We start from the raw sequence: 20934 nt of genomic DNA, 5'->3' as shown, positions 1-20934 counted from the left end.
TGTAGGGTTGCAGCGACTCGCTGCAACCCTAAGACTTTTCACACAAACAGGTTGTACTCACAAATCTCAACTAATTAACAACAAGAACAACTCATTGGTACATAAGGATAAGGAGAAGTAACAAATTTGACTTGGATTCCAGCTTGATCATCCCAAGGTCTTTGACAAAATGGTAAATCTTCCGTCTTATCTGAGATGTCCTTTGCATTTGCCCATTTTTCTACCATAGAATTGTGATAATTCTGAGCTTCACTATCTGTACCAAAATTAGGGCGTGGAGGATAAGGAATTGATGCTGTGTAGTAAGGAGGCCGAGGATTGGCTATACCTTTCTGTTTGATCTCTTCTATCGTGCCTGTAAAGCTATCCGGATTTATCGATAAACTGTAGAAAGAACACGCTTCATAAGTGGAAAGAATAGGAACCCATAGGGGTATATATTTTCCTTGGTCTTCATCCAGTAAATAAGCTTGTCCACAAAACAGTAGATTCAAAGAAATACCATCCCAATTTCTTTGATCTGGCGCTATAACATAAGGCTCTCCTTTTAGTTGTGCCCATTTCTGATCAGTATCAGAAGCATCTTCATCAGTATCAGAAGCATCTTCATCAGTATCAGAAGCATCTTCAGGAAGAAGTTTTACTTCTGTATTAATATCAAGTGGTTGGTCGCCAGTAAGAAAAAGTTTCCTGATAACCCTCAATCTTTTAACATTATCATCATGTGTATAATATCCATCATTTTTATATCCCTGACTTTGCCCTTCTAGCCGCTCCTGAATATCATTCTCTGGGAGCCATGACTTGGCAATCAATTGAGATAGTTTTCTAGATTGATAAAGTCTTCGCACCAAATTATATTGACCTACTATCTCGTCTGTTACAGACAAACTTTGAAAATTAGAAAATACGCCTGTCATGTCTATTCCTTTAGAAGGCATATCATCAAGCAGACGAATATTTTCTTCTAACGCAGTTTCTAACGCAGTTTCTAACGCAGTTTCTAACGCAGTTTTTAACGCAGTTTTTAACTCAGTTTTTGTACCTATATATAGTGTTCTTGTTAATCCTAGGTTAATATCGTCAGAATCCTTTTTTTCTGTAACTATCAGGATCTGATACTTCCGATCGTCTGTTGAACCATTTCCTAGGGGAGCATCTTTTAAACGCATCCCTGGTAATGATATATTATTCCCATTAGCTACATTGTTAAACATACTTATTACTACCTCTTAGGAAAAATGTGCTTAAAGTGAGTAATTGTCTCTATTTCTTACAGAAATAAGACTTCGTACAGAAATAAGACGTTTTTGAGGTCAATTAACTGACTTCAAAAATATGGTTAGGCAAAAATTTGTACTAAAGTGGGCTAGATTAACCATTTAATCGACATAAACCAATAAATAAGTTGAAAATTGGCCATGGCAGAATTAAGATTCGACCGTAGTGTAACATAAGAAGGCAACAATATTCTGATGGGAGTAATTTTACTGAAAAATTGGGTTTAAAGCCTCGCCCTTTTTTTGTAAGAAAAAGCCATTATTAATTGTTAATTATTAATTATTAAAAGGTTATTGTTGACTTCCAAAATACTGTCGATACAAATCACAAGCTAATGTGGCCTTATTTCCATCGGACTTAATTAACCCCATACTACTTAACTTATAAGCAATAATAGGCTCTAATAATATAGGTTCATTAGTATTGACAAGATTTTGCACAGCGATCGCTAATTCTGGCTCCTCTTCCAACTTTACTTGATGACGTCGCAAATGATAGGCATAAATTCCGGTAGATGTTGCAGCAGTTTCTAATAATTGTCTCATTGTTACATCTTCTCGACTCAGATGATAAATAGCCAGATGCACCAGTGCTGGATGTCCTCCAGTGGTTGCCATCAAAAGATGTGCTTCTTCTCCATCACTCCAGTTGATCCCGTAAAATTGGGCTAATTCCAAAACTGCTTCTAAGCTAAAACTACCTAACTGAATTGGTAACCCCACATTAAAAGGTGACTGTTTCAGTTGCAGAGGTACATAAATTTCAGTGGAGTGAACTACCACTAAACGCAGTTTTTGCCACACAGGTTGTCTTTTTGCTTCCTCATACCACGATCGCAATAGAGGAAAAAAGTCTTCTGCTATTTCTGGATACTCAAAAATATGATTGACTTCATCTAAAGCTAGAAGTAGGGGAGAATTAATTGACTGTAATAAATAGTTGCGGAAGTATAGACGACAACTAATTTTGCTCCCAAGAGCTTCATCCCAATAGTCATCTAAGTTTGGCTCTAGGTTTAGTTGATAAGCAATATTAGCACAAAACCAACGTAAAAACTTGTTGATATCATCACTCAAAATTTTTTTGTCTACCTGTTGTAAGTCTAAGTTAACGGTGCAATAGTCCAATCTTTCTGCATAGCTTATAACCCTCAACATAAGGGAAGTTTTGCCCATCTCCTGCGGTGCTTTGATTCTCACCAATGCTCCTGGTTTCTCAATTTCTGCATACACTTGCTTCTCAATATCAGATCGTTGTATGTAAAATGGGGAATTTAGAGAAATACATCCACTCGGAAAATTTGGTGACATTAGTTGTGTTATACTGATAGAAAGTTTTTCGGAATGTTGAGGTCGGACATTTTTTTTTGAGGTAGCTTGTGGGATGAGACATATTTGCAGTTGCATCCGACAGTTTTTCTTTGTCACCCTTTGACCAATAATATCAGAAATTCGTCTAAATAACTCAGGAGCAACGACACTACTTAGATAACCATAGCTGTAACCTGCCTCTTCAGCCACAATATTATAGGTCTTATTATCCCAGATACCTTGGAGAAGCATAATTTCTGCAGTATTTAAAGGAGGATTTTTGGTTTCTAGTAACTTGCAGTTGATAGTTTCTAAAATAAAATCTAGCTTGATAGAGTCCGCAGTTCGTTTTGTATCCATCTGTAATATATATTCATAATATCAGGACTTAGGCAAAGACACTACATGCAGTGATAATTCTTCCATCAGAGAATATTTTAAATTGAAGCGATCGCTTGGTTAATTTAGCGATCGCTCACTACCTTACAGTCTTGTAACACCTGTTTCAACAGCTTCCAAAACTTGACCCAACCAAGGTTGACCACAAAATTGAATCTGCTTGAAATTAGAGTGAAACTGCATACGCTTCAATCTGAATCTACCAGCTTCGATGTCAAAAAACCATCGCCAAGCTTGATATTCATATTCCACCAACTTCTCGCCACTCTAGCGGTGCGATAATCCAACTCTTCTACATCGTTCAAGTCATAAGCATTGCCCTGAAGAAACATTTCAGGTGGCTGTCCTTGTGCATTTAGAGCAGTATGATTAGCATATAGTTTTTTCTGAGTAGCGATCGCATTAATATATGTAGGTAAATCAGAATCTTCCAGTAATTGTAAGGTAATTAATGGTTCAGGAACATTGATAAGCAATTCTGAACTTTCTGATGGTTCTTGTGGTGGTAGTGATTCACTACTACTCCCACTTAAACTAGCTAATATTTTATATTGTCTATTATCTGAAGCATACAATAACGCTTTGGAATAACCTTTAGCAGCACAAGCGTCAGCTATTTTATCCCAAGCATTATCTATAAGATAGTGAATTTTATCTACTGGCAATGGTTCACCATCGCAGCCTACGACGGCCACCAAATCGTTTGATAATTTCACCCAATGCAACCCTAAAAGTGAGTAGTCCACAGGGGTCATCACCTTATTAAACACCATTTATCCTTCTTCCTCCTATTGCCTGTCTCAACATTTCCCTTAGTTCTGCTGCATCTGCATCAAAAATTGCACAGAGCTTGATTAATTCGGGTTCTGGTGGAACCCGACCCTCCAAAAGCATTTTCCAACATCCCAGAGCGATGGCACAGTCCTGTTTTGCCTGTTGATTATCTATACTTTCTTTTAAGGTATCTGTGCCATGCTGCCAATTTTGAATGTCCAATTTCAAAAGTTCTAAAGCTCTAGCTCGCATATTGGTGTTATATTCAAGTACCAATTTTTTAAAATCAGCGTGTACACTTTCAGGTGGATCTACCTTAAAAGCTTTTGTTCTTTCTCCTCCTATGGCCATAATCTCCTATATGCCCTACATAAGTATTATGACCCAAGTTACTCTTTTGACTTTTTAAATCTTTACAAATATGTTAATTGACATATTTAGTATACACGGGTAAAGTAGGTACAGTAAATAAAAACAAAACCGTGACTCACAAAAGCCACGGCGTAACAACTGTATCTTGACCAGATACAGACAAACTCATTTAAGAGTTGCCCGTATGGGCCTCTACGGAGGTACTTGATGAACAAAACTACTCAAATTTCCGAGTCAAACCATAAAACGTGGACGGACACTCACTACGCCTTAACTCCCGACGACTGGCTATTTTCAGCAAAAACGACTTGTGAAGATGGTGAGGAAGGAGTAGCCTTAAATTGTCCGGGGTATAGCCGGGACGGAAACGGGTTTGTAATTAACTTTAAGGTGGAGCATTTAGATGTTCTGCAAAGTTTAGTTGCAGAATTAAAAGCTCTCAAAGTTCAAAAATAACTTGTAAAATTTAGTTTTCAAAAGCTATTTTTTTCAAGTGAGTTGAGCTTTGAAAAAGTCCTAATTGTGGCGATCGCTTGATTCCTCCAGAATAAAATATGTACCTAATTAGTATTATTTACGAGGATTTAATACTGAAAAAGTACATAATAGTGATTCGAGTAAATCCAGTAGTGGTTGATAAGAGTGCTGATAATGAATCTGTACCTTATTAGTGGAATTGAATGCAGCCAAAAGACTACTGTGCGAAATGGGTCCCCAGAAAATACGGGATAACCCCCGAACAGTGGGGATACAAAGCTAAATGTCTTGAGGAATTAGAGCAAGTAACAGGTTTAGCTCGAAACACTCTCAAGAACTGGAAAGATTTGACTACCGAAGCAGTATATGTCCAAAAACTACTCTTCTATGCTGATTTCTACAACGAGTTATCAGATTTTTTCAAAAAATATTCTGAGAAAAAGGTTGACAAGAGTACTACTTAATCAGTAATATTAAATCAGAAAAAATAACAACTAACTGCTCCGTGGCTAATTCAAAAATCATTAGTATAAGCTCAAGAGTAATTCATGCTAATTTGGTTGCGATTGCCTAATCATCAACATAATTGGGAAATTCTCTATCCCTTATCTGTCTAAGCTTCTGAGCATCCAAACCAATGATTTTTAGCTCCCTGGCAAGCAGAACTAATTCTGTATTGGTGGGTGGATACTGGCCTACCGCTATATCTGCCATGCGTTCCAGCTCAATACCTGTAAGTCCGCTCAAAGCTTCGGGATTCAATTTATTGATAATTTCTGCGATGGTCATATCAAAAAATTTTTGACACAGTGCTTCCTTAAGTAATTGGTTCCCGTAGAGAGCTAACGAATTACCGTCAGCCAAAATCTCCAAAAAATGTCTTATATCACCAACTTCTACTTGATGTCTCCAGGGGTTAAAACACCCTGGATTCTAAGCGGATGTGATGGCTGCGGGCGCTATTGCCACGCAACGCACTGCTTACGATATTTTTTGGTTAGACAATCTAACTTATATCGTTGTGGGAGCATCAAAACTCCTCTACCAACCTTGGCTAAGTCCATACTTAGCTGTGTTGCTACTTTTTTGATAATATTGGCTGCACCATTACAGTCAGCATTGATAACTTGACCTTTTGCTGAATGATACAAGCCACGATTTACACGCTTTCCTGATGCTTTCCACCTTTCGGGTTTTTCACCAAATGTCGGTAGAAAATCATCATCTAAAAAACTAGCTTTACTCGTATAGCTTTCCTCAGTTTCAACAAACTTAATCCCATACTGCTCAGATAATTCAGCTATCCTGGTTTTTAACTTGGCTGTTGGTATTTGAACAAACTGTTGGTTATTTTTCTTGCCAATGTTAATACTATCTTTTTGGCGTTGATTCCACCCAAAAACTACTGTGCCTACTTGATGCTCAATGCACCAGTTGATAACAAACCTAGCTGCTTTGTTCACATTATCCCGCATCTGACGGTTACGCTTTTCAGTTATAGCTGCTAAGTTATCGTCCCAGTAGTCAGCAGACTTACCTGATTTGATTTGGGCTAGTTGCTTGTTGTACCATTGATTTTGAGATTTTACCTTTTTGCCATCAACTATAAAAGCCTTACCTACATTGCTCACGCAGGTTAACCAATTGCTCAAGCCAGGGTCAATACCCAAAACGTTTTCTGCTATAGGATTGCCTGTTTCTGGTTTGGATTGCTCATAAACAAACTCTAGATAGAAACAATTATTTCTAGGGACGAACCTATACTCTTTAATTTGATTAAAATCTAAGTTATTAGGCATTGGTAATAAGAAATGGTCAATACCAAACCATATCTTGACTTGCTTACCTAGAGGAAACTTAAGCATACCATCAACCAACTTCACCCAACGCGCCGGGTAACTAACAACAGTTAAACCATCTTTTTTACGGTATTTTGGTGGTTTTGGTTTCTGTGTCAGTTCACCTGATTTAAACATCTTGGCTAATCTAGCATAAGAGTTGAAGGACTCAATTACAGAGTGCAGTGTTTGTTGGGCACAAGCTGACCTCATAGCTTTGAAATGCGGATTACTTTTTAACTCAAAATCTAGTTCAGCTTTAGACAGAAAGCGTCCTGCTTTAAATAGCATTTGACGACAATAGTAAATCCCGCAGTTAGTAAGCTTATTAGCTTCTGTGCATAGGTACTCAATAGTTGCCATTACTTCTGGACTACTTTTTACTAAGTGTTGCTGACATCCGTACATTAATCATCACCTCCTGTAGATATAATAGCAATATATTAACAATTGTTAATTATTTGGTTAAACTAACTTTACTGAAACCATAGAAGCAGTAATAGTAGCTTCTATGGCTGTAATGGATCACTCTCTAGAATTCGTCGAAATCATCTGGAGAACCTGATGCTATGAAATCGTCTACTTCCTGCCAGATTTGTTCTGATGTCTTCACAGGAGTTGACCAGTCATAGCATCCCAAGTCTTCCTCATACTGTGGGAGTTTATAGGCAGTAGTGCTTGCTTCTGTACAAATGTTGTAAGGAGCTTGAGAGTAGTCTGTATACAACCAAGCATCATCAGTCCCGTCATAAAGCCAATTATCGTTGCTTTGAGGTGGTTGTACGGGTGGTGCGACTAGCTTCAGTTGAGGTGGGGCTGGCCTTTTTTTCTGTATTTGTGCTATCATTAGATTTCTCCTATGTCTTATTAGGGGGCGGGACATCACACAAGCTTTGGACGGTGCGTGGTGGTGTCCCTTTTGGTTTTTGTAGAGAATTTGTTTTTCCTCTATAATTAAATTATAACCGATGTGCGCTTCGGTTGCATTGTTATAGTATTGAATTTATTTATGATTATTGTGTATATTGATAATCTGCTTTAATTAAAATCAGGCGTGCGCTTCGGTTATAGTCTAGTTAGGTCTAATTAGAGCTATTTGAGAAAAAAAATGAGCAGAAAAATCTACCAAAACGAGAAAGGACAATGGATATCAGAAACTGAAAATGATGAAGAAAGATTGGGTCCTGGTATGGGTATTAGATTGCCATTAAAAATTGATGCTTATGTGCGATCGCTTCCCAACCGTAGTGAATGGATACGAAAAGTTATTACTGAAGCTGCACTGGCTGAAATAGCATCAAAATCCGATACTCCATAGTGGTTGGTAATTGCAATAATATCATTACAATTGTTAATTGTTGAAATACTTTGTAGCTAGATCAAGAGCAAATGACAAATTTAAGCATTACCAACACACTTATGATCATTTTGTTGGCTTTACGAAGGTTGAAAAATCCTCTATCTGAGGATGAATTAGACACCTTACGAAACGAAGGCTTTGCTCTAGAAACTAGCCCTGAATATTGGGAAGATATTGAAGAAACTTTAATGACAATTGTAGAAGAAAATGAGGAATTAAATTGGCATTTTCAAACAATTAAAAAAGAATTAGAGTTAGTTGAAGAAATACCTACAGAATTTTTACCAACTTGGGAAGAACTAGAAACAGAATTAACTTATGGAGATTCTGAACCTGTTACTTTTGGTGTAGAGCCTGATGATAATCCTGATATTACACCTACTATAGTTGCAGCAAGTACAATTTTAAAATCTGGCGATCCTACTCAATTAGTTCTTAATTTAAGTTCTCTTAAACGATTACAATTTGCTCTAGATGAATTTTCTGCAACTAAACCTCGTTATATTAATACAGGTTTCTATACATTAGATAATACAGAGTTAATTGAAACAAATCAACCTTTAGCTTTACATAGACCATTAGGTAATAGAGCCCACAATTTCTCTTCTGTATCTTATATTTTGAAAGTAAATGTTGGTGATTTTTGGGGTATTTGTTCACCGAAAAAAAGCATTCCAGAACAATTACTTATACCTTTTTATGAAAAAGAAGAATCTTTAGAAATGGATGTGGTTGTTAATTCTTTTGATGTTAGAGTTGATTCCCCTCAACAGAAATTACAACTTCCAAAAAAGGGTAATAGTGACTTTGTTGATTTCCGAATATTCCTTACTCGTACTGGACGACAAACTATTGATATTGACTTATTATTTCATGGACATTTATTACAATCAAAAAGAGTTGAAGTTTATGTAGTTCAACATTCGGGAGATGTTGCACCTGAATCAGCTTTTCCGGTGCAAGATGCTTATATTACTTGGACTCGTAGCGCAATTCTCAATCCTGATGAATTGAAAATTTTCAAGGAAAAACCTCGCAGGTTAACTATAGTAACTGAAAGAGATATTGACTATAATCGTATTGGTTTAAGGTTCTACGATACCACAGGAAAAGATTTAGGTTGTCAACATTCTAGACTGACTGATGATAGTTTAACTCAAATGTTAGCTGCATTAAGAACTCAATTAGTTAAAAGTATGAATGCTTATGCAGGAACAATTGGTAGTACAGAAGGTGTTTTAACCAAACATTTAGGTCAATTGGCAGCTATCGGAAGAAAGTTTTATTTAGCTTTATTACCGGGGTTAGCTAAACAGGAAAATCGAGTAGACAGAAGTGATAAATTAAAGGTTGATTTAGAACCGGAAACCATTATTCAAGTAGCACCTTTATCGAGTCAATTAGGTGTTCCTTGGGAGTTACTTTACGAGCGTAAAATTGAAAAGTATCGTGAGGGAAGAATTACACTTTGTCCCACATGGAAGGAACATGGTTCAAAACCTGAAGATTGTCCTAGTTATGGCACAGAGGAGGAAGCAAGGGTAGTTTGTCCTCATAGTTTTTGGGGTTATCGTTATATTATTGAACAGTTACCTTGTAAAATTACTCCTCATACTTCTGCACCTCAACATTCTTTACCTTTATTGATTCGGAATCAGTTACCTTTACAGTTTAAAGCGATAGTTTTTAATGATTTTAAACAGTTAAATAATCATTGGGAAAAGTTACACACTTTAGCATCTGAAGATTTACTTAAATTCTTACGGATTGATAGTTTAGATAAACTTCAGCCTGCTTTATCTGATAGTAATAATCCAGCAGATATATTATATTTCTATACTCACGGAGGTAGTGATGATTTTGGTACTCCTTATTTAGAAGTGGGAGATGGGGAACAAATTGAATTAATTGATTTGGATGCTTGGAATGTTAACTTTAAGGAGCATCAATCTTTAGTAGTATTAAATGCTTGTGATTCTGCGGATTATACTCCTGATAATTTTGAGAATTTACTACAATTTTTCTGTGACAGAGGTGCTGCTGGTGTAATTGGTACGCAATGTGAAGTAAAAGAGAAGTTAGCTGATGCTTTTATCCTGAATTTTTTCCAATCTTTCTTACAACAAAATCCTGCAGGAGAAGCTTTATTTAAGTCTCGTCAAAGTTTATTACGAGAACATTTAGATCCTAGAGGATTAACTTACAGTTTATTTGCTTCTGCTGATGTTAAATTAGCTCAAAAAGTTATTGAGTAAATTTTAGAAAATTTATAATTGCAAAATTAGGAGTTGTTAAACTGGTAATATGAAGAAAATAAAGCTATTAATTTGGCTAAATCTTTAATTTCTCAAGCTAAAGAGGAAATTACTGAGCCAAAGATTCAACAAAATTTAATCGTTTGAATTGAAACAATTATTATCTATAAGTTACCTCAAAAAACTAGAAAGGAGATTGAAGCGATGTTGGATTTAAGTGAATTAAAACAAACTAAGGTTTATCAATAAGCTTTTGCTGAGGGAGAAGAAATTGGTGAGCAAAAAATTCAATAAAAAGCTATATAAAATATGATCCGTTTAGGTTTAAGTTTAGAAATTATTGCTGAATATTTAGATTTACCGCTAGAGAAAGTTCAAAAATTGGCAAAATCTACCCAAAAAAGAGATTGAAAAATATACCTATTCGCTCCACAAATTTTCCGGTTTTTATGAGTAGCTAGAGAAAATTAATTCAAAGATTAGCAGATGAAGATTGGAGGAAAAAGTCTTTGTTACGTTTCATTGTCATTATTAGCTGCATTTTCCTGATATTTACTTCATCAGGGGTTGTTTTAGCTGCGGAATTACCTCGTCTTACTGTTGATGAGGGGGATACTCCTTTAGTTATCAAGGGAACGTTGGATAAGGACACTACTTCTTTTAGCGGTAATGTGCGGTTGACGGTGACAGGGGGTGAAATTAAGGACTTACAACTACTTCCTTCTGACCTCAATAATACCGATGATGATAGTGTTGTGATTGACCGTAGTGAAATTAGAATTCCTACTGGAATAAGTTTAAGTGACGGTCAACCCCGTGATGTGAGAGTGAAGGTGAATAATATTACTCATCCTGGTGAGTATAAGGGTAAGCTTAACTTTATGCTTTCAGGACAAACGGAAGGTAAACCTTTAGAAATTCCTTTAGAATTAAATATTGATGCTGAACCTAATGTTGTTCCTGTTTCTGACAACTTAAATCTCCAAGTGGTTCGTTGTCAAAATTTTCTCAGTTGTGGGTTAGCAACTTGGTTATTACCGGATGGTGTGGTACAGGATAAATGGACGGTACAACTGGATAATCAAACTTTAATTCCTGTTAAATTAACTGATGCTACGGTAGTAATGCAAGGGGAAAAAACGGGCAATCCTGTTAATAATAATGATATATTTTTTCCTGTCCCTAAACAAGAGTTAAAAGCTCAAAAAGTTGAATTTATTGATTTAAAAATTAATGGGAATCAACTATCACCAGATCGTTATCAAGGAACGTTACGATTTAAATTGGAAAATGCTGATGAACCTGTCAAAATTAATGCGACTGTAGTAGTAAGAGATGCACCTATTTTTGCTTTAATTGTGATTCTTGTGGGGATTCTGGTAGGAAGATTAGCACAGGATATGGAAAATCCTAAAGCACAAAAGCAGGTTAAGCTTTATCCTCGTTATGTTCAATTGCGTGGTAATGCAGCAAATATTAAAAATGAGAGTGCTTTTGCTTATTTAGAACAGCAATTTAAAGCGGTTAAGGAGAAAATTGATAAGGGAGAAGAAACAGAAGAAGCTTTAGAACAAGAGTTAAATAGGCTGGAGATTAATGTTAGTTTTTTAACTAATTTGGAAGTATTAGAAAGCAAATTGAATGAATCAGAGTTAGATGCACTAAAAGCTAGACTAAATCCTCAAATCAAGGGAGCTATCAACTCATTAATAGCAGGTAATATTGAACAAGCACAACAGTTAGGCAAAGAAGTTGAACAAATTTTAAGGGAAGCACAAACAGATGGTTCAATGGGAATTGCTGATGATATTATTCAGCCTTTATTGGATGGCTTTCGTGCAAGTAGGGATAAATTAGTTGATACTATTCAAGCTTTAAAACCTAAACTTCCGGGTAGTCGTCGTTGGAATTGGTTAGCTAAGTTTTTAGCTGCATTGTCAGGTGTTCAAACTTTGAATACTGAAGTCCGTTATTGGTTAATTCGTCCTATTTTGTGGTTGGTTTTATTGATTGTTTTAGTATTGTTAGGATTACAAACTTTGTATGTGAATGCAGGTGCTACTTTTGGGGTTAATGGATTATATGATTATTTGGGATTATTTTTGTGGGGTTTGAGTGCTGATATTGCTAATCTGGGGTTGAGGAAGTTGCAGAGTGGTGGTAAAAAAGAGGAGGGTGAAACAAATTAAAATTTATCATCTAAAATCAATCGGTCGAAATTGTCCAATCTTCTAAATTTAAGTTGGGAATTTGGAAAAAATCACGATTTTTATTGTCATTTGAAAAAGTTTCATTGTTGTGTTTTATTTCAGAATCTAATTCCTGACGATAGAATTCCATTTATCCTAAAATTTCATCAAATTGAGAATCATATTTAAACATTCCTGCATATTTAATCCAAGGATTATCTGATGAAATATTCTCTTTCTTATTTTGTAGTTGTTGAACTAACAAATTTTTATCTTCTGGTGATAAAGTTTCAATCAATTTGAGAATATTTTTGATATTGGTAGAAATATTCATAATTTCTGTATGATTTTGTTTTTTAGGGGAAAATAATTTATAATTTCTGTACGATAATTGATTTTATTTTTTATTTTTGGAGATGTCTAATTATTATTACTTTTTTCTAAAACACTAGGATAAATTGGTAAATTGGGACAAGTTTTTCTATATGGTTCATTAGGTAAATACTGTTGCCATTCTTCTAGTGATAGGTTTCGAGTTAAACGAGTACAAGCTTCTGTAATTAAGTCTTCTGACTCTAATAACCATACCCTTGTTATATTATCTGTGGCAAATGTTGTTAAGTATTTACCATCTGGACTAAAATCAACATACTCTACTGGACTACTGTGTTGTAAACGAATAATCTCTTTACCAGTAGTAACTTCCCATACTCGTGCTGTGTAATCTTGACCTACTGTTGCTATATATTTACCATCAGGACTTGCTTTAACATCCCATACTTCTGGTTGGTCATGTTTTAAACGGAAAATTTCTGCCCCAGTAGATATATTCCATATTCTTGCAGTATTATCAGCTCCTGTTGTAGCTACATAGTTACTATTTGGAATGAAAGTAGCACTCATTATTAAATCATTATGTTTGAAATTATTAACTTTTTTACCATTTTTTACTGACCATATAACTGCTTCTCCACTTTGAGAAGTTCCTGACAATAACTTTTCCCCATCTGAACTAAACTTGATAAAGGTAGAACTATATCCCCCATCTATAAATGATGACTCATAATCATAATCTATACTTCTAGTTTCTTTGCCATCAGGTATTTCCCATATTTTTATTTCTTTATTTATGGTTCCTAAATTTATGGTTGCTAAATAATTTCCATCTGGACTAAATTCAAAATTAAAATATGAGCCTTGACTTTGTTGTTCTAAAAGTTTTTTCCTAGTTTTTAGTTCCCATATCTTCAAAATGCTAGATTCTCTAATAGCTAAATATTGATTATTAGGACTGAATAAAAAGCCCCCAACATTGTCCTCATGTTGCATTTGAAAAATTTCCTGGCCAGTACTGATATCCCATACTTTGACAGTATTATTTTTTTCTAATGTAGCTAAGTATTCATCATTAGAGCTTATCCGAATTGCCTGTATATCTTTTAGTGTAAATATTTTCTGATTACTAGATTTTTCCCAAACTGATAGTGTATAGTCTTTTTCAAGCCTAGCGATATATTTTCCATTTTGGCTAAACAAAATACCATAAGTTTCATCCAATATATTACTACCAGTAAATTCCCAAATTCGTGCAGTTTTATCTCCACTCCCTGTGGCTAAATACCTTCCATCTGGACTAAAAGCAATATCTAATACTATATCTTCCGGTTTAAAACGCATAACTTCCTTGCCACTAACTAATTCCCATACTTGTCCTCCTGTGCTAACAGTAGCCACATATTTACTATCCGGACTGAAGGAAAATTTTCTCACACCACCAAATTCTATATCTAGACGGGCAATTTCTTTACCACTAGATACCTCTAATATATTTGTTACGGAATCATCTGTCTGTAATGCTCCTCCTGGTGTTCCACTAGATGCAACCAAGTATTGACCATTGGGACTGAATGCAACAACATGTACCCAAGCTGCATATTTGATCTTCTTGATTTCTTTCCCGCTATTAACTTCCCAGATTTTTATTGTTTTATCCCAACTTGATGTAGCCAAATATTTTCCGTTTGGACTAAATACAATATCTGATACTCCATCTTCATGTTTAAGGCGAAAAATTTCTTGCCTAGTAGCTACATCCAAAAGTCGTGCAGTGTCGTTACTGCCTGTAGCTAAATATTTTCCATCAGGGCTAAAACTGATATCGTTGACTCCACTCTCATATTTAAAAAGGAAAAATTCTTGACCATTATTTAGATCCCATTTTCGTACAGTTCCATCATAACTTCGGGTGGCTAAGTATGTTTCACTTGGATGAAAAGCAATAGCTCTCACCCTATCTTCATGCTCAAAGCGGAAAACTTCTTTGCCACTGGCTACATCCCAAATTCGTGCAGTTTGATCGTCACTAGCTGTAGCTAGATATTTTCCATTAGAGCTAAATATAACAGCAAATACAAAATCTTTATGTTCAATACTAAATAGTTCTTTGTTACTATCAATATCCCAAAGTCTAGCAGTTTTTCTATTTTGATCAATTGTAGCTAAATATTTGCCATCAGGACTATAGGCAACATGGGTGACAGAACCTTTGTGCTGCATCTTAACTCTAGAACTCCTAGGAAGGAGAGCTAAACTAGAACGTAAAGCCTGATCTGTTTCTAAGGACAGAAATCTTCGCATAGCTTCTAGAGATAGCAAAACACTTCGTGGTAGAAGATTAACCTGTTGATCTTTTATTACTTCAGCTTGTGCAGCTAATTGACGAGCATGAGCAATTTCAGTTTGTCTGACAGCTATTTGACGCTGAATTAAAGAAATAATCGCTGCTAAAGTTAGTCCTCCAATAAAAATAGCTAAACTACCAAACTGAAATATTTTGTTTCTCTTTCTTTGAGTAACACTTTCCTCAATCAATTCTCTCCCTAAAACCGAAACAGGTACAATTTTACTCCCATCCTGTAAAAACTCTTCAGCTTCCCCTAACCTCAATCCCGTCAACAAATAATCCTTAGATTTTCCCTTGTCTTCCCATTCCTCAGCAGCAGTTTGAATTTTTCTTTCAGTACGAATCGCGTCTCGATTATTCTCCAATAACTCCTGCAACCTCCCCCAATAACGAATTAACGCTTCATGCGCCACATCAATCACAATTACATTTTTTTTCTCTTGAGATTTTGAAGAGTCTGTAACAGATAGGTTATGAGTAACAATTAACCTAGCATCAGCCAACTTCTGCACCACCCGTGTTACTACTTCCTCCGATTCCCCCGAACTCACCAACACATCCATAGAAACCTGCTTACGAGTATCAGGTGTACCTTCTCCTAAATTAGTTGATTTAATAAAAATCTGGTCAGCAATGCGTTGTTCTGTCTCAGAAAGCTTATTATAAGCTTCCTCTGCCAAATTCTCCAGAGTCTTGCGTACCCCACCCAATTGATTATAACTCTCTAACCTTAACCAATTCAAAGTCTGCCTATACCATAACTGCTCTAAAGTATAAGACAACAAAGGTAATAATCCAGGTTCCGCTTCTGGAGTTTCCTGCCCCGAAGATTCTACTCTCAAATCCTTAAGTATAACATCAATTAAATTATGCTCAACCTTACGGCCTAATTTTGTTGCAGGTTTTTCAATAGCATCTCGTAATTCCCCCTCATTCATGGGTGTCACCATCAATAAATTCGACTGAATTAAAGTTGCTAATTCCTGATATGCTGCACATTTACCAAAGAAATCATCCCGCATGGCAAAAATCAGACAAAGTTTATCCCCTGTCTGTGGCAATGCGCCTAAAAGAGTAGTAATAAAATTAGTTCTATCTTTAGGACTCTTACATACTGTAAACACTTCCTCAAACTGATCCACTATCAATAGAGTACGGGGTACTTGAGACACATTAATATAGTCAGCAAAACCATTTGCACCCTTGTCTATTGCCTGTTTTACCCTTTGTAATTCCTCATACCGTTGTCCATCCGTCCATTCTTTCTCCAGAAAAGCGATCGCTAAACTTTCTAAAGGTTTTTCTCCAGGAGTAAATATACTAATCTTCCAAGATTGAGTTTGAGGCAATCTATCTTTATGCTGCAACTGATAGATTAAACCTGCCCGAAGTAAGGAAGATTTACCACTGCCTGATACTCCTAATACGGCTAAAAAATTAGCTTTTCCTACCTGTACTTTGTCAATTAATTCTTGAGTTAATCTTTCTCTACCATAAAAATATTCAGCATCATCAACATCAAAGAAACGTAAACCTTTATAGGGACAATCCCCATTAATATTGCTAAATATGGTTTTTCCTTTAGTTCCTGTTAACAGAATTTGCCGACTCGGATTAGCAAAAATAGGTTGTTGAGGAGCATTTAAAAGATGTTCTTTTAAATAGGAAATTAAAGTGTCATTATCAACTAATCCCTCTGGATTATTATTCGGATTTAATCCTTCCCAAAGAGTGCGAGAAAATACATTAGCTTCTGCCAGTTCATATTCCCGTGATGCAGCGATAAAAAAGCGGGTCTGTTCCCGATCTCCTGTACCTAAATCTGCTTCAGTAAAATTAAATAATTCTCCTGAATAACAACAGTCTAACCAGATAATTTGTTCTTTAACAGGGCTTTTTTGTAATAATTCCCGTAACCATTTTAAGGAAAATCCCCATTGATTACGACTAGGGTTAACATCGCTAGTGGCTAAAAATCCTTCCGTTACGCCATAACTAACTTTTCGGAGTCCATGACCAATAAAATATAAGAGAGCGGTATGGGGTACATTTTCTCCTTCTGGATTAAACAGTTGTCCAATAGCATCCTGTAATTCTTCTGCTTTTAATGTACTGTCTGAGTCAATTTGATGATTACCTTCACAGAGTTTTACTGGCAATCTTCTTACTTTAAATTCTCCTTTAGTTTCTAAAATATGAGCAATTTTTTCCGCATCACTAGCTGGAGTAGTGAGGTTTTGAACCTTTCCATTAACTTTTAGAAAGGGATATTTATTTATTCCAATAATTAGTGCATCTCTATTCATATACTGGTGCAAGTCCCACAAAAGACTAAAGTAATAATATAACTTCACCCTGACTTGTTAAAATTGGCTATAACTCTACTTTTTCACAGTAATAGTGTCGCTCTCTCGTGCTATTTTTGTACTATATTTTCAAGTACGAAATGCGGGTTTAAAAGACGTTTTTCTCCCCTACTAGCTGAATAAATTGTGTCAGGAATGATCAAATCCATAGTTACATTTTTATGTTACTGTGTCTTTCCGATAGCATTTGCTATCGGAAAATCTCATGCTATTGAACTACGGGTGATGCTATTTCTCTAGAGCCAAGGTTTCTAGCAAGTCTATTTCCGGAATCATCGATTATTTCATAAACGTTCGTTAACTGCACCCAAATATCAGAATCATCTTCATTCTTCTTAAACCCCATACGGGCGCGGTAAGTATATTCAAAAGATGTATTCTTACTCGTCTGACGGATTTTTTGATAGAAATCAGCTAGAGTCGCTGGATGCAAAAAATCCGAGGTTTTTACCTGTACAAGCTCCTGACCACTCGCGTGACACAGTTGTTCGGATTGACGATTGACCCATATCTGCTTGTCATCAGGTGTCACTAAACCGCAAGGTACCTCGTATTCGACCATTCTATTGAGAGTTTTGATTAAATCATAATTTAAAGATGTTATAGGTTGGGTAATAATTTCATTATTCAAATTTTTTTGCGATCGCCGTTCTCAACAAAGGGTTTGTCATTTACCATTCTTATCAATGAATCTACAGATACGTTGAGCTTTCTGGCCAAAATTAAAAATTGTCCGTGGGTCATTTTTTGACCTTCACCCTTCAGTAAATTCAAAAAATTGATAGACAAATTTTCTGGATTTTTAGCTCTTATGGGCTGTGGTAGTCCAGGTATTTCGTAGCCATCCCTAATCAAATTGGCAATAAGCTCCAAGACAAAGCCACACATATTAGCGGTGCCCCTGCCTTGCTCCTCTGCCCATTCGTCATAAAAGGCCATGGTCTCGTCACTCAAAGTTGGGGTAACTTTTGCCGTCATTCAATATATTATCTACTATTTACATTAACCATAATAGCCACCCTACAACTTTATTCCCCTACAGTTGATTATTTGAATATTCAATCAACTCAGTATGCTAGACTAAAGTTGATTGACATTAATTATAGTAGATGCTAGGATCTTATTGTAGTGTAAATCTATTGATAGAACAATCTTAGATTAATCAGCAAAAGAGCCTTAGCACTTTAGTGCATCAAGACCCAAGCATCAACTGTGCAAATTCTTAAAGCTCAACAAATTCGCTCTAAAAATAGTTTTCAAAAGCGGTTTTAGTAAGTGAGTTGAGCTTTGAAAAAGTCCTATTGTGGCGATCGCTTGATTCCTCCAGAATAGATTATGTACTTAATTAGTACTAATTCCTCAGAAACAATACCGAACAAGTACATAGTAGCGATTCGAGTAAATCCAGTAGTGGTTGTCTCTAATGCTGATAATAAATCTGTACCTTATTAGTGGAATTGAATGCAGCCAAAAGACTACTGTGCGAAATGGGTCCCCAGAAAATACGGGATAACCCCCGAACAGTGGGGATACAAAGCAAAGTGTCTTGAGGAATTAGAGCAAGTGACAGGTTTAGCTCGAAACACTCTCAAGAACTGGAAAGATTTGACTACCGAAGCACTATATGTCCAAAAACTACTTTTTTACGCTGATTTCTACAACGAGTTGTCGGTTTTTCTGAGAAAATATTCTGAGAAAGAAGTTGACAAGAATACTACTGATTAGGTAGTATATTGAAATTAACAGCACAGTTTTGTGCCTTTCCAAAAAATAAAGCTACCAGGAAGATCTCAACTTCCCGATAGCACACGAAATATTAAAATTCTTGAATTATGAGTATAGCACTTTTCGAGGAGACAAATCCAGTCTCCCTCCTTTTGCAATTCCAGTGGCTATCGCAAACGCAGCTAGCAAAAGCCCTGGGAGTAAATCCATCTGCCGTATCGAGATGGATGTGTGGCTCAACAAACCCAAGCCGGACTATTCAACGACTAGCGTGGGAACTTTTACAGATTTTGAATAAGTGGCCACTGCCGTTCCCTCCGAAAATCGAAACAGCAGAATTGGACCCGCTACAACTGCTCAAAAATTTCAATATTTCCAGAGATACATTAGCTGAAGCTCTAGGGGTTTCAGTCCGAGCCATTGGCCACTGGATTAATGGCCAGAACAAACCATCTCGAAAAGTACGCCGATTGGCCCATCAATTGCACAAAAAGTGGGTTATAGAAAGCGGATAGGATGTAGCGATCGCTCCCCCGTGTAACCAAGTGCAACCAACTACACTTGAGCCGAGCATCACTCCATCCGTATCTCCGTTGCATCACAGTGATATTGCATTCATGTTAAAAATCTTGAACTACTGATCGATTGATAGCATAAAAACTCAATATATTTTATATAGCTGCAGTTGTGTTATTTCCGATCGCGAATCGTATATACAAGATTTTCAATTAACCCCCGCAACCCACCACTCTCTGATGTACACGGAATTCCCACTGTCTGCAACCAGGAAATTCTGTAAACGATATAAATAAAATTCATTATGATACATCTACAAAGCCAACAAGAGCTGGTGAGAATTCTTCAAGTCCAGCTACAGCAAGAACAAGAACGTCTAGAAGACATGAGTAATGCGGATACGAAAATTTCTGCATTAACAGGAGAATTGGCTCCAATACTCGCAAAATATCCCGTATATCGATCCGAAGTTGCCGAACAACTCGGATTAATCTTACCAACATTACCGTCACCAACACTGCGAGTAATTGAAATAGTTGATGGCGATTATCGAAAAGACGAACAAAAAAATGTAGTCTCGGACACAAAACCCTCAAAATATACCGAAAGTAGTAATTGTCTAGATGATAATAGTCTAGACAATCAGACAGAACTGCCTGCAACAGAGAACGCATCAAAAGATGTTGATGTAACTTGGTACAACTCCATCAGTGGAGAAGTAAGTGTAGGGAACGAACGAAGGTATTTCCGGGTACTTTGGAACAACAAACAAAATCAACATCAAGTAGGTCTCAAAAAATCTGAATCCGCCAAGAGGTGGAGTAAAGATATCAATCCCACTACTCAACCCTTAATAGATAGGGTGGAGAAAGAATTCAAACTAGGAAAACCTGCTGAAAATTTTCGACAGAAATTGTACGAAGCAGCAGAGGAAGTAGGAGGTAAGTTTACTGCTTCTTTATGTAATTTAGGTACTTCCGGCACTTTCCATCTAAATGAAACTTTTGGCGTTTTTCAGATCGAGAATGAAGATATCGAGGTAGGTCATAACGACGGTAACTTTTGGTATATCCGTCCTGGTCGCAACAAAGTTTACTGTTCTGGAAATATTCATGCGTTTACTGAAATATTGAAAGGCTTAAAGACAGATATAGTTTTAGAGTCACAGAAATCAAGCGATCGCGTAACTCCTCAACATAAGACAGCAGCAATCACCCAAATAGAAACTGCTGAAGCGAACAAAGCTCCCAACTCCTCCAAGCCTTCCGACTGTTGGTACACACCACCAGAGATTGTTGAATTAGTAGAACTTGTGTTAGGAAAAATAGACCTAGACCCCTGTTCCGACGACGGAAAACACATACCAGCAAAATACCACAAAACCATAAG

20 protein-coding genes are annotated in these 20934 nt (G+C 36.4%); 8 read left to right on the top strand and 12 right to left on the bottom strand.

The genetic code is table 11. The features are described 5' to 3' along the window. Positions 1-74 precede the first annotated feature (74 nt). The 4 genes from F6K15_RS20880 to F6K15_RS20865 form a co-directional block, all read right to left on the bottom strand. Positions 75-1217 (bottom strand): hypothetical protein, encoded by a 1143-nt coding sequence (locus tag F6K15_RS20880; RefSeq protein ID WP_293063842.1) that lies wholly within the window; start codon positions 1215-1217, stop codon positions 75-77. Between the two features lie 354 nt (positions 1218-1571). After that, positions 1572-2951 (bottom strand): AAA-like domain-containing protein, encoded by a 1380-nt coding sequence (locus F6K15_RS20875; protein ID WP_293063841.1) that lies wholly within the window; start codon positions 2949-2951, stop codon positions 1572-1574. Positions 2952-3178: 227 nt separating this feature from the next. After that, the gene (locus F6K15_RS20870; protein ID WP_293063839.1) at positions 3179-3763 is read right to left on the bottom strand and encodes a hypothetical protein; all 585 of its coding nucleotides are present in this window, start codon (positions 3761-3763) and stop codon (positions 3179-3181) included. Continuing rightward, entirely contained in the window at positions 3753-4115 is a 363-nt protein-coding gene (locus tag F6K15_RS20865; RefSeq protein WP_293063837.1) for a hypothetical protein, read from the bottom strand. Before F6K15_RS20865 ends, F6K15_RS20870 begins: the two co-directional genes overlap by 11 nt. A 228-nt stretch (positions 4116-4343) precedes the next feature. Between F6K15_RS20865 and F6K15_RS20860 the strand changes: the two genes are divergently transcribed. Beyond that, entirely contained in the window at positions 4344-4592 is a 249-nt protein-coding gene (locus F6K15_RS20860; protein WP_293063836.1) for a hypothetical protein, read from the top strand. A gap of 224 nt (positions 4593-4816) precedes the next feature. Then, positions 4817-5077 carry a hypothetical protein gene (locus tag F6K15_RS20855; RefSeq protein ID WP_293063835.1) on the top strand — a complete coding sequence of 87 codons (261 nt, stop codon included), beginning with the start codon at positions 4817-4819 and terminating at the stop codon, positions 5075-5077. Between the two features lie 106 nt (positions 5078-5183). Here F6K15_RS20855 and F6K15_RS20850 read toward each other — a convergent pair whose 3' ends face one another. The 3 genes from F6K15_RS20850 to F6K15_RS20840 all read right to left on the bottom strand — a co-directional run bounded on the left by F6K15_RS20850 (position 5184) and on the right by F6K15_RS20840 (position 7298). Continuing rightward, positions 5184-5477 (bottom strand): hypothetical protein, encoded by a 294-nt coding sequence (locus F6K15_RS20850; RefSeq protein ID WP_293063833.1) that lies wholly within the window; start codon positions 5475-5477, stop codon positions 5184-5186. Between the two features lie 95 nt (positions 5478-5572). Then, positions 5573-6859, bottom strand: a complete 1287-nt coding sequence (locus F6K15_RS20845; protein ID WP_293063831.1) for a transposase — start codon at positions 6857-6859, stop codon at positions 5573-5575. Positions 6860-6983: 124 nt separating this feature from the next. Continuing rightward, a complete protein-coding gene (locus F6K15_RS20840) occupies positions 6984-7298 on the bottom strand; it encodes a hypothetical protein (RefSeq protein WP_293063829.1) in 315 nt (104 codons plus the stop codon). A gap of 261 nt (positions 7299-7559) precedes the next feature. On the opposite strand from F6K15_RS20840, the gene F6K15_RS20835 reads away from it, so the two are divergent. From F6K15_RS20835 to F6K15_RS20825, 3 genes are all read left to right on the top strand, one after another. Then, positions 7560-7769, top strand: coding sequence for a hypothetical protein (locus F6K15_RS20835; RefSeq protein ID WP_293063828.1), 210 nt, complete (start codon positions 7560-7562; stop codon positions 7767-7769). Positions 7770-7840: 71 nt separating this feature from the next. Continuing rightward, entirely contained in the window at positions 7841-10066 is a 2226-nt protein-coding gene (locus tag F6K15_RS20830) for a CHAT domain-containing protein (RefSeq protein ID WP_293063826.1), read from the top strand. Positions 10067-10575: 509 nt separating this feature from the next. Then, positions 10576-12255: a hypothetical protein gene (locus tag F6K15_RS20825; RefSeq protein WP_293063823.1), complete on the top strand. Its 1680-nt coding sequence runs from the start codon at positions 10576-10578 to the stop codon at positions 12253-12255. A 16-nt stretch (positions 12256-12271) separates the two neighbouring features. On the opposite strand, the gene F6K15_RS20820 is transcribed toward F6K15_RS20825, so the two are convergent. From F6K15_RS20820 to F6K15_RS20800, 5 genes are all read right to left on the bottom strand, one after another. Continuing rightward, on the bottom strand, positions 12272-12406 hold the full coding sequence (locus F6K15_RS20820; RefSeq protein ID WP_293063820.1) for a hypothetical protein: 135 nt from the start codon (positions 12404-12406) through the stop codon (positions 12272-12274). Beyond that, a complete protein-coding gene (locus F6K15_RS20815) occupies positions 12407-12589 on the bottom strand; it encodes a hypothetical protein (RefSeq protein ID WP_293063818.1) in 183 nt (60 codons plus the stop codon). It lies immediately after the preceding gene. A gap of 86 nt (positions 12590-12675) precedes the next feature. Further along, positions 12676-17244 carry a caspase family protein gene (locus F6K15_RS20810; RefSeq protein WP_293063815.1) on the bottom strand — a complete coding sequence of 1523 codons (4569 nt, stop codon included), beginning with the start codon at positions 17242-17244 and terminating at the stop codon, positions 12676-12678. 268 nt (positions 17245-17512) lie between these two features. Then, complete coding sequence (locus F6K15_RS20805) at positions 17513-17866, bottom strand: PAS domain-containing protein (protein WP_293063813.1); 354 nt, start codon at positions 17864-17866, stop codon at positions 17513-17515. 65 nt (positions 17867-17931) lie between these two features. Further along, complete coding sequence (locus F6K15_RS20800; protein WP_293063811.1) at positions 17932-18282, bottom strand: hypothetical protein; 351 nt, start codon at positions 18280-18282, stop codon at positions 17932-17934. Between the two features lie 483 nt (positions 18283-18765). On the opposite strand from F6K15_RS20800, the gene F6K15_RS20795 reads away from it, so the two are divergent. The 3 genes from F6K15_RS20795 to F6K15_RS20785 form a co-directional block, all read left to right on the top strand. Continuing rightward, the gene (locus F6K15_RS20795) at positions 18766-19029 is read left to right on the top strand and encodes a hypothetical protein (RefSeq protein WP_293063809.1); all 264 of its coding nucleotides are present in this window, start codon (positions 18766-18768) and stop codon (positions 19027-19029) included. A gap of 107 nt (positions 19030-19136) precedes the next feature. Beyond that, on the top strand, positions 19137-19544 hold the full coding sequence (locus tag F6K15_RS20790; RefSeq protein WP_293063807.1) for a helix-turn-helix transcriptional regulator: 408 nt from the start codon (positions 19137-19139) through the stop codon (positions 19542-19544). A gap of 305 nt (positions 19545-19849) precedes the next feature. Further along, the coding region (locus F6K15_RS20785; RefSeq protein WP_293063805.1) for a hypothetical protein at positions 19850-20934 on the top strand (1085 nt) is incomplete at its 3' end.

The organism is Okeania sp. SIO2B3, from assembly GCF_010672525.1.
Lineage (GTDB): Bacteria > Cyanobacteriota > Cyanobacteriia > Cyanobacteriales > Microcoleaceae > Okeania.
The sequence above is the reverse complement of the archived record's forward strand: the minus strand, read 5'-3'. Positions and strand labels throughout refer to the sequence as shown.